This is a genomic window from Bradyrhizobium septentrionale (assembly GCF_011516645.4).
Classification (GTDB): Bacteria; Pseudomonadota; Alphaproteobacteria; order Rhizobiales; family Xanthobacteraceae; genus Bradyrhizobium; species Bradyrhizobium septentrionale.
The window spans coordinates 78,700-93,836 of record NZ_CP088284.1; the positions used below are offsets into that span (position 1 = coordinate 78,700).

Below are 15,137 nucleotides of genomic sequence, written 5' to 3' on the forward strand. Positions count from 1 at the left end.
CCTGCCGGAATCGGATCCGGATACGCGCGCGCTCGGCCTCACCTCCCGCCATCTCGCCTACGTGATCTACACCTCGGGATCCACCGGTACGCCTAAAGGGGCCCAGAACGAGCATCGGGCTATCGTCAATCGCCTGATGTGGATGCAAAATGCCTATGGTCTCAACGCAACTGATGTCGTGTTGCAGAAGACGCCATTTAGCTTCGATGTCTCGGCCTGGGAGTTCTTCTGGACCTTGCTTGAAGGGGCAACCCTGGTGCTGGCGCCGCCCGGCGCGCACAGAGATCCCGACGCATTGGTCGACTTGATCATCAGCCAGCGCATCACGACGATTCACTTCGTGCCATCCATGCTGGTCAGTTTTATGGATGCGAAGAGTGTTGACCGCTGCAGGTCGCTGCGGCGTGTTTTATGCAGCGGCGAGGCGCTCCCTGCCGCCAGTGTGCATAGGGTTCGGCGCGTATTGCCCCGGACGGGCCTGCACAATCTCTACGGTCCGACGGAAGCTGCGATCGACGTGACAGCGTGGAGTTGTCCGGCTGAGTTTGATGAGGCCGTTGTCCCGATCGGCCGTCCGATCGCGAACACGCGGATCTATCTGCTGGACGATCATGGGGAGCCGGTGCCGTTCGGGGCGGTGGGCGAGCTCTGCATTGGCGGTGCGGGGGTGGCGCGGGGCTACCTGAACCGCCCTGAGCTGACGGCGGAGCGGTTCATCGCCAGCCCCTTTGTGGACGGCGACCGGCTGTACCGGACCGGCGACCTGGCACGCTACCTGGCGGACGGCAATCTGGAGTTTTTGGGGCGCAACGACGAGCAGGTGAAGATCCGCGGCTTCCGGATCGAGCCGGGCGAGATCGCGGCGCGGCTCCTCGAGCATCCGGCGGTGGGTGATGCGGTGGTGGTGGCGCGCGAGGATGGCCGCGGCGAGCAGCGGCTCGTTGCGTATGTCGTCGCCCCCGAAGCTGAGGAATCTGATCTTGCCGGGGGTTTGCGCGCACACTTGAGTGCGCGGCTGCCGGACTACATGGTGCCGTCTGCGTTCGTGCGGCTGGCGGGGCTGCCGCTGACGGTGAACGGCAAGGTCGATCGGAACGCGCTGCCGGCCCCGGGCGAGGAGGCGTATGCGCATCGCGCCTACGCGCCGCCGCAGGGCGAGATCGAGACGGCGCTGGCAACAATCTGGGCCGAGCTTCTCGGTGTGGAGCGCATCGGGCGCCACGATCACTTCTTCGAACTGGGCGGCCACTCGCTGTTGGCAGTACAGATGTCGAGCCGGCTGTCGCAGGCGCAGGGTGTCGAGCTGCCGCTGCGGACGCTGTTTGCAAGACCGGTGCTGGCCGATCTGGCGGCAAGCATCGTCGAGCTGTTGAGCCGCTGCGGTCCGCAAGAGCTGCCGGCGATTGTGGCCGTGTCACGTCACGAGCCGCTTGTGCTGTCATTTGCGCAGCAGCGGCTGTGGTTTTTGGCGCAGCTGGATCAGGGCAGCACGCACTATCACGTGCCGCTGGCGTGGCGGCTGAAGGGTGGGCTCGACCGCAGCGCCTGGCAACGCAGCCTGGACCGTTTGTTTGCGCGGCATGAGGCGCTGCGCAGCGTCTTTGTCACCTCGGAGGGCAAGCTCCGGGTTGAGCTTCTGCCGGAGGAGGCGGGGCTGCCGGTCGTGGAGCACGATCTGCGGGGCAGGCTGGATGCGGACGCCGCGCTGTCGCAGCTGTGCCAGCAGGAGGCGCGCACGCCGTTTGATCTGGCGCGGGGCCCGCTGATCCGCGGCCGGCTGATCCGGCTGTCGGACGAGGCGCACGTGTTGCTGCTGACCCAGCACCACATCGTCTCGGACGGCTGGTCGCTGGGCGTGTTGGTGGGCGAGCTCACTCAGCTGTACCGGGCATTCGCGGCTGGGCAGGACGATCCGCTGCCGCCGCTTGCGATCCAGTATCCGGACTATGCTGCCTGGCAACGGCAGTGGCTGTCGGGGGAACGGCTGCAGCGCCAGGCGCAGTATTGGCGCAGCAATCTGTCCGGCGCGCCGGCCCGTCTGGCGCTGCCGACGGACCGGCCGCGGCCGGCGCAACAGTCGTTTGCCGGGGCGACGGTCCCGATCATCATTGATGCGGATCTGACGCGGGGGCTGAAGCGGCTGAGCCGGCAGCATGGCACGACATTGTTCATGACCGTGCTGGCGGGGTGGGCTGCGGTGCTGTCGCGTCTGTCGGGACAGGACGATCTTGTGATCGGGGTGCCGAGTGCCAATCGGGGGCACCGCGAGATCGAAGAGCTGATCGGCTTCTTCGTCAACACCCTGGCGCTCCGGCTGGACCTGTCGGGCGAGCCGAGCGTGTCGGAGCTGTTGGAGCGGACGCGGCGCACGGCGTTGGGAGCGCAGGAGCACCAGGAGCTGCCGTTCGAGCAGGTGGTGGAGATCGTGCAGCCGCCGCGGGCTCTTGATCATACGCCGTTGTTCCAGGTGATGCTGGCCTGGGAGAACAATGCGGTTGGGTCATTGGACCTGCCGGGGCTGAGTGTGGAAGCTGCCGGGGAAGAGATTGATCAGGTCAAGTTCGATCTGGAGCTGAGCCTTGGCGAGCAGGGTGAGGAGATCGCCGGAACGCTGGCTTATGCCACCGCGCTGTTTGATCAGACGACGATCGAGCGGCAGCGGGATTATCTGCTGGCGCTGCTGCGGGCGATGGCTGCCGATGCGCAGCAAGAGGTCGGGCGGATTGAGCTGCTGTCGGCCGCCGAGCGCACCTATCTGCTGGAGGAGCTGAACCGGACGGCGGCACCGTATCCTGCGGACAAGTGCATCCAGGAGCTGTTCGAGGCGCAGGTGCGCAAGGCGCCGGAGGCGGTGGCGCTGGTCTATCAGGACCAGCGCGTAAGCTATGGCGCGCTCAATGCGCACGCCAACCAGCTGGCGCATCATCTGATCGCCCTCGGGGTGAAGCCGGATCAGCCGGTGGCAATCTGCGTTGCGCGCAGTCCGCTGATGGTGGTGGGGCTTTTGGCGATCCTGAAGGCCGGCGGGGCGTATGTGCCGCTGGACCCGGCCTATCCGTCGGCGCGGTTGCGCCAGGTGCTGGAGGATGCGGCGCCGCGGCTGCTGCTGACCGATGCGGCGGGCCGCGCCGCCTTGGGCGATGTGGGCCTCGATGCGAGCGTGCTGGAGCTCGATGCGGCGGCACCGGCCTGGGCCAGCCTGCCGGAATCGGATCCGGATACGCGCGCGCTCGGCCTCACCTCCCGCCATCTCGCCTACGTGATCTACACCTCGGGATCCACCGGTACGCCCAAGGGCGTCATGGTCGAGCATCGGAGCTTGGTCAATCTGGGGCTGGCTCAGATAACGCTTTTGGGCGTTTGTTCAAACAGCCGAATAGTGCAGTTTGCCTCCTTTGGTTTTGATGCGAGTGTTTGGGAAATTATAATGGCGTTTGGCTCGGGAGCCGCATTGCATTTGCCTGCGGATGAGCTCTGTCAAGCGAGCACCAAGCTATCGGATTATCTGCGAAGCGAAGCCATCACGCACGCGACGTTGCCCCCAGCCTTACTTCAGCAAAGCAAGCATGTGGAATATTTGGCGTCGCAAGCTCTCATTCTTGCCGGAGAGCTGCCGAAGGCTGAACTTATCCGATGCCTGCCTGCCGCATCCATTGTCAACGGCTATGGACCGACCGAAACGACGGTTTGTGCGACGACCTGGAGTTGTCCGGCTGAGTTTGATGAGGCCATTGTCCCGATCGGCCGTCCGATCGCGAACACGCGGATGTATCTGCTGGACGGTCATGGGGAGCCGGTGCCGTTCGGGGCGGTGGGCGAGCTCTGCATTGGCGGTGCGGGGGTGGCGCGGGGCTACCTGAACCGCCCTGAGCTGACGGCGGAGCGGTTCATCGCCAGCCCCTTTGTGGACGGCGACCGGCTGTACCGGACCGGCGACCTGGCACGCTACCTGGCGGACGGCAATCTGGAGTTTTTGGGGCGCAACGACGAGCAGGTGAAGATCCGCGGCTTCCGGATCGAGCCGGGCGAGATCGCGGCGCGGCTCCTCGAGCATCCGGCGGTGGGTGATGCGGTGGTGGTGGCGCGCGAGGATGGCCGCGGCGAGCAGCGGCTCGTTGCGTATGTCGTCGCCCCCGAAGCTGAGGAATCTGATCTTGCCGGGGGTTTGCGCGCACACTTGAGTGCGCGGCTGCCGGACTACATGGTGCCGTCTGCGTTCGTGCGGCTGGCGGGGCTGCCGCTGACGGTGAACGGCAAGGTCGATCGGAACGCGCTGCCGGCCCCGGGCGAGGAGGCGTATGCGCATCGCGCCTATGCGCCGCCGCAGGGCGAGATCGAGACGGCGCTGGCAACAATCTGGGCCGAGCTTCTCGGTGTGGAGCGCATCGGGCGCCACGATCACTTCTTCGAACTGGGCGGCCACTCGCTGTTGGCAGTACAGATGTCGAGCCGGCTGTCGCAGGCGCAGGGTGTCGAGCTGCCGCTGCGGACGCTGTTTGCAAGACCGGTGCTGGCCGATCTGGCGGCAAGCATCGTCGAGCTGTTGAGCCGCTGCGGTCCGCAAGAGCTGCCGGCGATTGTGGCCGTGTCACGTCACGAGCCGCTTGTGCTGTCATTTGCGCAGCAGCGGCTGTGGTTTTTGGCGCAGCTGGATCAGGGCAGCACGCACTATCACGTGCCGCTGGCGTGGCGGCTGAAGGGTGGGCTCGACCGCAGCGCCTGGCAACGCAGCCTGGACCGTTTGTTTGCGCGGCATGAGGCGCTGCGCAGCGTCTTTGTCACCTCGGAGGGCAAGCTCCGGGTTGAGCTTCTGCCGGAGGAGGCGGGGCTGCCGGTCGTGGAGCACGATCTGCGGGGCAGGCTGGATGCGGACGCCGCGCTGTCGCAGCTGTGCCAGCAGGAGGCGCGCACGCCGTTTGATCTGGCGCGGGGCCCGCTGATCCGCGGCCGGCTGATCCGGCTGTCGGACGAGGCACACGTGTTGCTGCTGACCCAGCACCACATCGTCTCGGACGGCTGGTCGCTGGGCGTGTTGGTGGGCGAGCTCACTCAGCTGTACCGGGCATTCGCGGCTGGGCAGGACGATCCGCTGCCGCCGCTTGCGATCCAGTATCCGGACTATGCTGCCTGGCAACGGCAGTGGCTGTCGGGGGAACGGCTGCAGCGCCAGGCGCAGTATTGGCGCAGCAATCTGTCCGGCGCGCCGGCCCGTCTGGCGCTGCCGACGGACCGGCCGCGGCCGGCGCAACAGTCGTTTGCCGGGGCGACGGTCCCGATCATCATTGATGCGGATCTGACGCGGGGGCTGAAGCGGCTGAGCCGGCAGCATGGCACGACATTGTTCATGACCGTGCTGGCGGGGTGGGCTGCGGTGCTGTCGCGTCTGTCGGGACAGGACGATCTTGTGATCGGGGTGCCGAGTGCCAATCGGGGGCACCGCGAGATCGAAGAGCTGATCGGCTTCTTCGTCAACACCCTGGCGCTCCGGCTGGACCTGTCGGGCGAGCCGAGCGTGTCGGAGCTGTTGGAGCGGACGCGGCGCACGGCGTTGGGAGCGCAGGAGCACCAGGAGCTGCCGTTCGAGCAGGTGGTGGAGATCGTGCAGCCGCCGCGGGCTCTTGATCATACGCCGTTGTTCCAGGTGATGCTGGCCTGGGAGAACAATGCGGTTGGGTCATTGGACCTGCCGGGGCTGAGTGTGGAAGCTGCCGGGGAAGAGATTGATCAGGTCAAGTTCGATCTGGAGCTGAGCCTTGGCGAGCAGGGTGAGGAGATCGCCGGAACGCTGGCTTATGCCACCGCGCTGTTTGATCAGACGACGATCGAGCGGCAGCGGGATTATCTGCTGGCGCTGCTGCGGGCGATGGCTGCCGATGCGCAGCAAGAGGTCGGGCGGATTGAGCTGCTGTCGGCCGCCGAGCGCACCTATCTGCTGGAGGAGCTGAACCGGACGGCGGCACCGTATCCTGCGGACAAGTGCATCCAGGAGCTGTTCGAGGCGCAGGTGCGCAAGGCGCCGGAGGCGGTGGCGCTGGTCTATCAGGACCAGCGCGTAAGCTATGGCGCGCTCAATGCGCACGCCAACCAGCTGGCGCATCATCTGATCGCCCTCGGGGTGAAGCCGGATCAGCCGGTGGCAATCTGCGTTGCGCGCAGTCCGCTGATGGTGGTGGGGCTTTTGGCGATCCTGAAGGCCGGCGGGGCGTATGTGCCGCTGGACCCGGCCTATCCGTCGGCGCGGTTGCGCCAGGTGCTGGAGGATGCGGCGCCGCGGCTGCTGCTGACCGATGCGGCGGGCCGCGCCGCCTTGGGCGATGTGGGCCTCGATGCGAGCGTGCTGGAGCTCGATGCGGCGGCACCGGCCTGGGCCAGCCTGCCGGAATCGGATCCGGACCCGCGCGCGCTCGGCCTCACCTCCCGCCATCTCGCCTACGTGATCTACACCTCGGGATCCACCGGTACGCCCAAGGGCGTCATGGTCGAGCATCGGAGCACTGTCAACCTGCTGCATTGGAGCAGCGGCGTGTTTGCGGAATCAGAAATCAGCCGGACGCTGTTTGCCACCTCGATCAGCTTTGATCTGTCGATCTACGAGTGCTTCGTTCCACTCTCGCAAGGAACCAGGCTGCACCTTGTCGAGAATGCGCAAACGCAGTCGGATGTCTCCTTAATCAACACCGTCCCTTCGGCGATCGCCGCTCTGCTCGATCAGAAAGCAGTACCGGCTTCGACAAGCGTCATCAATTTGGCCGGCGAGCGGCTGAAGGCGGATCTCATCGCGAAGGCATTTGAGAGCAGTGGTGTCGAGAAGATCTGTAATCTGTACGGTCCTTCCGAGACAACGACCTACTCGACCTGGATTTGCATACGAAGGGGGGACGTTGTCGTTGAAACGATTGGCCGTCCGATTGCGAACACGCGTGTGTATCTGCTGGATGGTCATGGGGAGCCGGTGCCGTTCGGGGCGGTGGGCGAGCTCTGCATTGGCGGTGCGGGGGTGGCGCGGGGCTACCTGAACCGCCCTGAGCTGACGGCGGAGCGGTTCATCGCCAGCCCCTTTGTGGACGGCGACCGGCTGTACCGGACCGGCGACCTGGCACGCTACCTGGCGGACGGCAATCTGGAGTTTTTGGGGCGCAACGACGAGCAGGTGAAGATCCGCGGCTTCCGGATCGAGCCGGGCGAGATCGCGGCGCGGCTCCTCGAGCATCCGGCGGTGGGTGATGCGGTGGTGGTGGCGCGCGAGGATGGCCGCGGCGAGCAGCGGCTCGTTGCGTATGTCGTCGCCCCCGAAGCTGAGGAATCTGATCTTGCCGGGGGTTTGCGCGCACACTTGAGTGCGCGGCTGCCGGACTACATGGTGCCGTCTGCGTTCGTGCGGCTGGCGGGGCTGCCGCTGACGGTGAACGGCAAGGTCGATCGGAACGCGCTGCCGGCCCCGGGCGAGGAGGCGTATGCGCATCGCGCCTACGCGCCGCCGCAGGGCGAGATCGAGACGGCACTGGCAACGATCTGGGCCGAGCTTCTCGGTGTGGAGCGCATCGGGCGCCACGATCACTTCTTCGAACTGGGCGGCCACTCGCTGTTGGCAGTACAGATGTCGAGCCGGCTGTCGCAGGCGCAGGGTGTCGAGCTGCCGCTGCGGACGCTGTTTGCAAGACCGGTGCTGGCCGATCTGGCGGCAAGCATCGTCGAGCTGTTGAGCCGCTGCGGTCCGCAAGAGCTGCCGGCGATTGTGGCCGTGTCACGTCACGAGCCGCTTGTGCTGTCATTTGCGCAGCAGCGGCTGTGGTTTTTGGCGCAGCTGGATCAGGGCAGCACGCACTATCACGTGCCGCTGGCGTGGCGGCTGAAGGGTGGGCTCGACCGCAGCGCCTGGCAACGCAGCCTGGACCGTTTGTTTGCGCGGCATGAGGCGCTGCGCAGCGTCTTTGTCACCTCGGAGGGCAAGCTCCGGGTTGAGCTTCTGCCGGAGGAGGCGGGGCTGCCGGTCGTGGAGCACGATCTGCGGGGCAGGCTGGATGCGGACGCCGCGCTGTCGCAGCTGTGCCAGCAGGAGGCGCGCACGCCGTTTGATCTGGCGCGGGGCCCGCTGATCCGCGGCCGGCTGATCCGGCTGTCGGACGAGGCACACGTGTTGCTGCTGACCCAGCACCACATCGTCTCGGACGGCTGGTCGCTGGGCGTGTTGGTGGGCGAGCTCACTCAGCTGTACCGGGCATTCGCGGCTGGGCAGGACGATCCGCTGCCGCCGCTTGCGATCCAGTATCCGGACTATGCTGCCTGGCAACGGCAGTGGCTGTCGGGGGAACGGCTGCAGCGCCAGGCGCAGTATTGGCGCAGCAATCTGTCCGGCGCGCCGGCCCGTCTGGCGCTGCCGACGGACCGGCCGCGGCCGGCGCAACAGTCGTTTGCCGGGGCGACGGTCCCGATCATCATTGATGCGGATCTGACGCGGGGGCTGAAGCGGCTGAGCCGGCAGCATGGCACGACATTGTTCATGACCGTGCTGGCGGGGTGGGCTGCGGTGCTGTCGCGTCTGTCGGGACAGGACGATCTTGTGATCGGGGTGCCGAGTGCCAATCGGGGGCACCGCGAGATCGAAGAGCTGATCGGCTTCTTCGTCAACACCCTGGCGCTCCGGCTGGACCTGTCGGGCGAGCCGAGCGTGTCGGAGCTGTTGGAGCGGACGCGGCGCACGGCGTTGGGAGCGCAGGAGCACCAGGAGCTGCCGTTCGAGCAGGTGGTGGAGATCGTGCAGCCGCCGCGGGCTCTTGATCATACGCCGTTGTTCCAGGTGATGCTGGCCTGGGAGAACAATGCGGTTGGGTCATTGGACCTGCCGGGGCTGAGTGTGGAAGCTGCCGGGGAAGAGATTGATCAGGTCAAGTTCGATCTGGAGCTGAGCCTTGGCGAGCAGGGTGAGGAGATCGCCGGAACGCTGGCTTATGCCACCGCGCTGTTTGATCAGACGACGATCGAGCGGCAGCGGGATTATCTGCTGGCGCTGCTGCGGGCGATGGCTGCCGATGCGCAGCAAGAGGTCGGGCGGATTGAGCTGCTGTCGGCCGCCGAGCGCACCTATCTGCTGGAGGAGCTGAACCGGACGGCGGCACCGTATCCTGCGGACAAGTGCATCCAGGAGCTGTTCGAGGCGCAGGTGCGCAAGGCGCCGGAGGCGGTGGCGCTGGTCTATCAGGACCAGCGCGTAAGCTATGGCGCGCTCAATGCGCACGCCAACCAGCTGGCGCATCATCTGATCGCCCTCGGGGTGAAGCCGGATCAGCCGGTGGCAATCTGCGTTGCGCGCAGTCCGCTGATGGTGGTGGGGCTTTTGGCGATCCTGAAGGCCGGCGGGGCGTATGTGCCGCTGGACCCGGCCTATCCGTCGGCGCGGTTGCGCCAGGTGCTGGAGGATGCGGCGCCGCGGCTGCTGCTGACCGATGCGGCGGGCCGCGCCGCCTTGGGCGATGTGGGCCTCGATGCGAGCGTGCTGGAGCTCGATGCGGCGGCACCGGCCTGGGCCAGCCTGCCGGAATCGGATCCGGACCCGCGCGCGCTCGGCCTCACCTCCCGCCATCTCGCCTACGTGATCTACACCTCGGGATCCACCGGTACGCCCAAGGGCGTCATGGTCGAGCATCGGAGCACTGTCAACCTGCTGCATTGGAGCAGCGGCGTGTTTGCGGAATCAGAAATCAGCCGGACGCTGTTTGCCACCTCGATCAGCTTTGATCTGTCGATCTACGAGTGCTTCGTTCCACTCTCGCAAGGAACCAGGCTGCACCTTGTCGAGAATGCGCAAACGCAGTCGGATGTCTCCTTAATCAACACCGTCCCTTCGGCGATCGCCGCTCTGCTCGATCAGAAAGCAGTACCGGCTTCGACAAGCGTCATCAATTTGGCCGGCGAGCGGCTGAAGGCGGATCTCATCGCGAAGGCATTTGAGAGCAGTGGTGTCGAGAAGATCTGTAATCTGTACGGTCCTTCCGAGACAACGACCTACTCGACCTGGATTTGCATACGAAGGGGGGACGTTGTCGTTGAAACGATTGGCCGTCCGATTGCGAACACGCGTGTGTATCTGCTGGATGGTCATGGGGAGCCGGTGCCGTTCGGGGCGGTGGGCGAGCTCTGCATTGGCGGTGCGGGGGTGGCGCGGGGCTACCTGAACCGCCCTGAGCTGACGGCGGAGCGGTTCATCGCCAGCCCCTTTGTGGACGGCGACCGGCTGTACCGGACCGGCGACCTGGCACGCTACCTGGCGGACGGCAATCTGGAGTTTTTGGGGCGCAACGACGAGCAGGTGAAGATCCGCGGCTTCCGGATCGAGCCGGGCGAGATCGCGGCGCGGCTCCTCGAGCATCCGGCGGTGGGTGATGCGGTGGTGGTGGCGCGCGAGGATGGCCGCGGCGAGCAGCGGCTCGTTGCGTATGTCGTCGCCCCCGAAGCTGAGGAATCTGATCTTGCCGGGGGTTTGCGCGCACACTTGAGTGCGCGGCTGCCGGACTACATGGTGCCGTCTGCGTTCGTGCGGCTGGCGGGGCTGCCGCTGACGGTGAACGGCAAGGTCGATCGGAACGCGCTGCCGGCCCCGGGCGAGGAGGCGTATGCGCATCGCGCCTACGCGCCGCCGCAGGGCGAGATCGAGACGGCGCTGGCAACGATCTGGGCCGAGCTTCTCGGTGTGGAGCGCATCGGGCGCCACGATCACTTCTTCGAACTGGGCGGCCACTCGCTGTTGGCGGTACAGTTGATGGAGCTTCTGCGGCGGCGGTCGCTGGGCATCGAAGTGCGCACCCTGTTCGCCCAGCCGGTGCTGGCGGATCTGGCCGCAAGCCTCGGCCACCATCAGGAGGTGGCGGTCCCGGCCAACCTGATCACCGAACGGAGTGCGGCGATCACGCCACAGATGCTGCCGCTGATCGAGCTGGCACAGGACGAGATCGACCGGATCATCGCCACGGTGCCCGGCGGGGTTGGCAACATCCAGGACATTTACGGCCTGTCGCCGCTGCAGGACGGCATCCTGTTCCATCATCTGCTGGCGGCAAAGGGCGATCCATACCTGCTGGTATCGCAGATGGCGTTTGCCGAGCGTGGGCTGCTCGAGCGCTATCTTGCCGCGGTCCAGCGGGTGGTGGATCGGCATGACATCCTGCGCACCTCGTTTGTCTGGGAGGGGCTGTCGCAGCCGGCCCAGGTGGTGTGGCGGAAGGCGCAACTGGAGGTGACCGAGGTCGAGCTGGATGGCGCTCATGGTGCTGGCGCCGAGCAGCTGAGGGAGCGGTTTGATCCGCGCCGGCACCGCATCGAGCTTGGCCGGGCGCCACTGCTGCGGTTTGTGATTGCGCGCGAGCCCGGCAGCGCGCGCTGGCTGCTGCTGGAGCTGCAGCATCATCTGATCGGGGATCACACCACGCTGGACGTGATGCATGCTGAGGTCCGGGCCGAGCTGGAGGGGCGCCAGCATGAGCTGCCGGCGCCGCAGCCGTTCCGCAATCTGGTGGCGCAGGTGCATCTACGCGGTGATGCCGAGGCGGACGAAGCGTTCTTCCGGGAGCTGCTGGCCGACATCGACGAGCCGACCACGCCGTTCGGCTTGAGCGAGGTGCGCGGCGACGGCGGCGGGGTTCGTGAGGCGCATCGGTTGTTGCCGCCGGCGCTCCATGCGCGGCTGCGGGAACAGGCGCGGCGGCTGGGCGTCAGTCTGGCAAGCCTGTGCCATCTGGCGTGGGGGCAGGTGGTGGCGCGCAGCAGCGGCCGCGAGCAGGTGGTGTTCGGCACGGTGCTGTTCGGCCGCCTGCAGGGCAACGCCGGCGCCGACCGCGCCATGGGGCTGTTCATCAACACCCTGCCGCTGCGGCTTGATCTTGATGGGACTGCGGTCGAGGCGAGCGTGCGAACCACGCATGCCCGGCTGGCCGAGCTGCTGGCACATGAGCATGCCTCGCTGGCGCTGGCGCAGCGCTGCAGTGCCATTGCGGCGCCGGCGCCGCTGTTCAGCGCGTTGTTGAACTACCGCCACAACACCGCGGCGGTCGCCACCGCAACCGATGACAGTCTGGTGGGCGTGGAATGGCTGGGCGGGGAGGAGCGCACCAATTATCCGCTGACCTTGTCAGTGGAGGATTTTGGCGAGGCGCTCGGGCTGACGGCGCAGGTGGCGGAGCCTATCTCGGCGGATCGGATCTGCGGCTACATGCAGCGGGCGCTCGAGCAGCTGGCAGAGGCGCTGGAGCGGGCGCCGGACACGCCGGTGCGGGAGCTGGACATCCTGCCAGCGGACGAGCGTACCTATCTGCTGGAGGAGCTGAACCGGACGGCGGCACCGTATCCTGCGGACAAGTGCATCCAGGAGCTGTTCGAGGCGCAGGTGCGCAAGGCGCCGGAGGCGGTGGCGCTGGTCTATCAGGACCAGCGCGTAAGCTATGGCGCGCTCAATGCGCACGCCAACCAGCTGGCGCATCATCTGATCGCCCTCGGGGTGAAGCCGGATCAGCCGGTGGCAATCTGCGTTGCGCGCAGTCCGCTGATGGTGGTGGGGCTTTTGGCGATCCTGAAGGCCGGCGGGGCGTATGTGCCGCTGGACCCGGCCTATCCGTCGGCGCGGTTGCGCCAGGTGCTGGAGGATGCGGCGCCGCGGCTGCTGCTGACCGATGCGGCGGGCCGCGCCGCCTTGGGCGATGTGGGCCTCGATGCGAGCGTGCTGGAGCTCGATGCGGCGGCACCGGCCTGGGCCAGCCTGCCGGAATCGGATCCGGATACGCGCGCGCTCGGCCTCACCTCCCGCCATCTCGCCTACGTGATCTACACCTCGGGATCCACCGGTACGCCCAAGGGCGTCATGGTCGAGCATGCTCAGATCGTTCGTTTGTTCGAGGCGACGCAGGAATGGTATGGGTTCACTGAACAGGACGTATGGTGCCTGTTCCATTCCTTCTCGTTCGACTTCTCGGTGTGGGAGTTGTGGGGCGCACTGCGTTATGGCGGTCGTTTGATTCTTGTGCCGAGCGACACCGCTCGCTCTGCTCCTGACTTCGATGATCTCATCTGCAAGTCCGGCGTTACAGTTCTGAATCAGACCCCTTCGGCTTTTAAAGCTCTTGTGGATCTGGAGCGTCAGCGCGGTGCTCGAAACCGCCTTCGCTACGTTATTTTGGGTGGAGAGGCTCTGGAGCCATCGATTCTGAAGCCGTGGTATGCAAGGCATTCAGATCGTGCACCACAATTGATCAACATGTACGGTATTACGGAAACGACCGTGCATGTCACCTATCGGTCTCTTGATCAGTCTGACACCACCGATTCGGGCAGTCAGATCGGAAGGCGCATTCCCGATCTTCGGATCTATCTGCTGGACGATCATGGGGAGCCGGTGCCGTTCGGGGCGGTGGGCGAGCTCTGCATTGGCGGTGCGGGGGTGGCGCGGGGCTACCTGAACCGCCCTGAGCTGACGGCGGAGCGGTTCATCGCCAGCCCCTTTGTGGACGGCGACCGGCTGTACCGGACCGGCGACCTGGCACGCTACCTGGCGGACGGCAATCTGGAGTTTTTGGGGCGCAACGACGAGCAGGTGAAGATCCGCGGCTTCCGGATCGAGCCGGGCGAGATCGCGGCGCGGCTCCTCGAGCATCCGGCGGTGGGTGATGCGGTGGTGGTGGCGCGCGAGGATGGCCGCGGCGAGCAGCGGCTCGTTGCGTATGTCGTCGCCCCCGAAGCTGAGGAATCTGATCTTGCCGGGGGTTTGCGCGCACACTTGAGTGCGCGGCTGCCGGACTACATGGTGCCGTCTGCGTTCGTGCGGCTGGCGGGGCTGCCGCTGACGGTGAACGGCAAGGTCGATCGGAACGCGCTGCCGGCCCCGGGCGAGGAGGCGTATGCGCATCGCGCCTATGAGCCGCCGCAGGGCGAGATCGAGACCACGCTGGCAACAATCTGGGCCGAGCTTCTCGGTGTGGAGCGCATCGGGCGCCACGACAACTTCTTTGCGCTCGGCGGCCATTCCCTGCTAGCTGTGCAATTGCTCAGTCGCGCACTTGATCTTGGGCTCAAGTTCAGTGCCGCCGACCTCTTCCAAGCCCCCGTTCTAAAGGAACTTGCATCAAAGACTCAATTGGAACCACAGCCCAGCAGTTCGAGAGTGATTTGTGTTCGAGCAACCGGATTGCAGCCGCCACTGTTCTTTGTTCCCACAGGTTTGGGCGACTGCTCCTATGTCCCCAGTTTGGTCCAGGAAATGAACGTAGAATGTCCTGTCTACGCTTTGCCATGGCCCCAATTCAGTGAAGTTCGAGTTCCAGATCTTGAAGAGATAGCCTCGCAAGTAAATTTGGCGATTAGAGAGATTCAGGCACGAGGTCCATATCGATTCGCTGGATATTCATCAGGAGGAGTCTTGGCCTACGCCATTGCGCAGCAGTTACTGGATCTTGATGAAGCTGTTTCATTCATCGCTCTAATCGATGTTGTGCTACCTGCAAAACCGTCAAGCGTATCACCCACCCAAATGTTGCGAGAAGCGTTGTTGGAATCTCTCGAATTAGACGACGAGAAGTTCGAAATGCTTGAACGCTTCGCTGAACAAAGTTCAATTTCTAAGCTCCTTGAAAAGGCCCAGAAAGTTGGGGCGATCCATTTGGATCGTGATCTCGAGAACGACATTCTGACGTATGAAAGGAGCATGCAGTTTCATAGGGCGCTGGACTTGTATGAGGTACCATCCCTACCGATTGAGATACATCAGTTCTATAGCAACGAGCATCTTAGCCGTCGCGCACGATCTCGCAAAAATTCAATAGATCCAGAGGGTGCGCCCCTGCGGGGTTGGGACCGCGTTCTGAGTGCGGAGGCCATTCATGCCGTGCCAATTCCGGGCGACCACGTGACTATGATGAGTGTCCCGGAGAACCGCCGAGTTCTGGCTCGACACCTATCAACGGCCTTAACAGCCGATAGACCCCCTCCCAAGAGTAGTGGCTCATAAAATTTCAAGATCATCGCCCGGTTAACAACTGAGAGGTAAACCGGTTTCAAGTCGGAGAAAGTGGACGACAAGTAGAGCATTCCGCGCGGCAATTAGGGGTTCTTCCGCACATTTGGTGCAGGGTGCAGGATTCACGGACAGTGCAAATAAG

General features: G+C 65.2%; 1 protein-coding gene (running past one end of the window). It reads left to right on the forward strand.

The window, feature by feature from the left end; all coding sequences use genetic code 11:
• Positions 1–14,986: the 3' end of a non-ribosomal peptide synthase/polyketide synthase gene (locus tag HAP48_RS00260; RefSeq protein ID WP_234622323.1), read on the forward strand. It extends 18,485 nt beyond the left edge of the window; the window shows 14,986 of its 33,471 coding nt (coding positions 18,486–33,471); its start codon lies off the left edge, out of view; its stop codon occupies positions 14,984–14,986.
• The last annotated feature ends 151 nt before the right edge of the window (positions 14,987–15,137 follow it).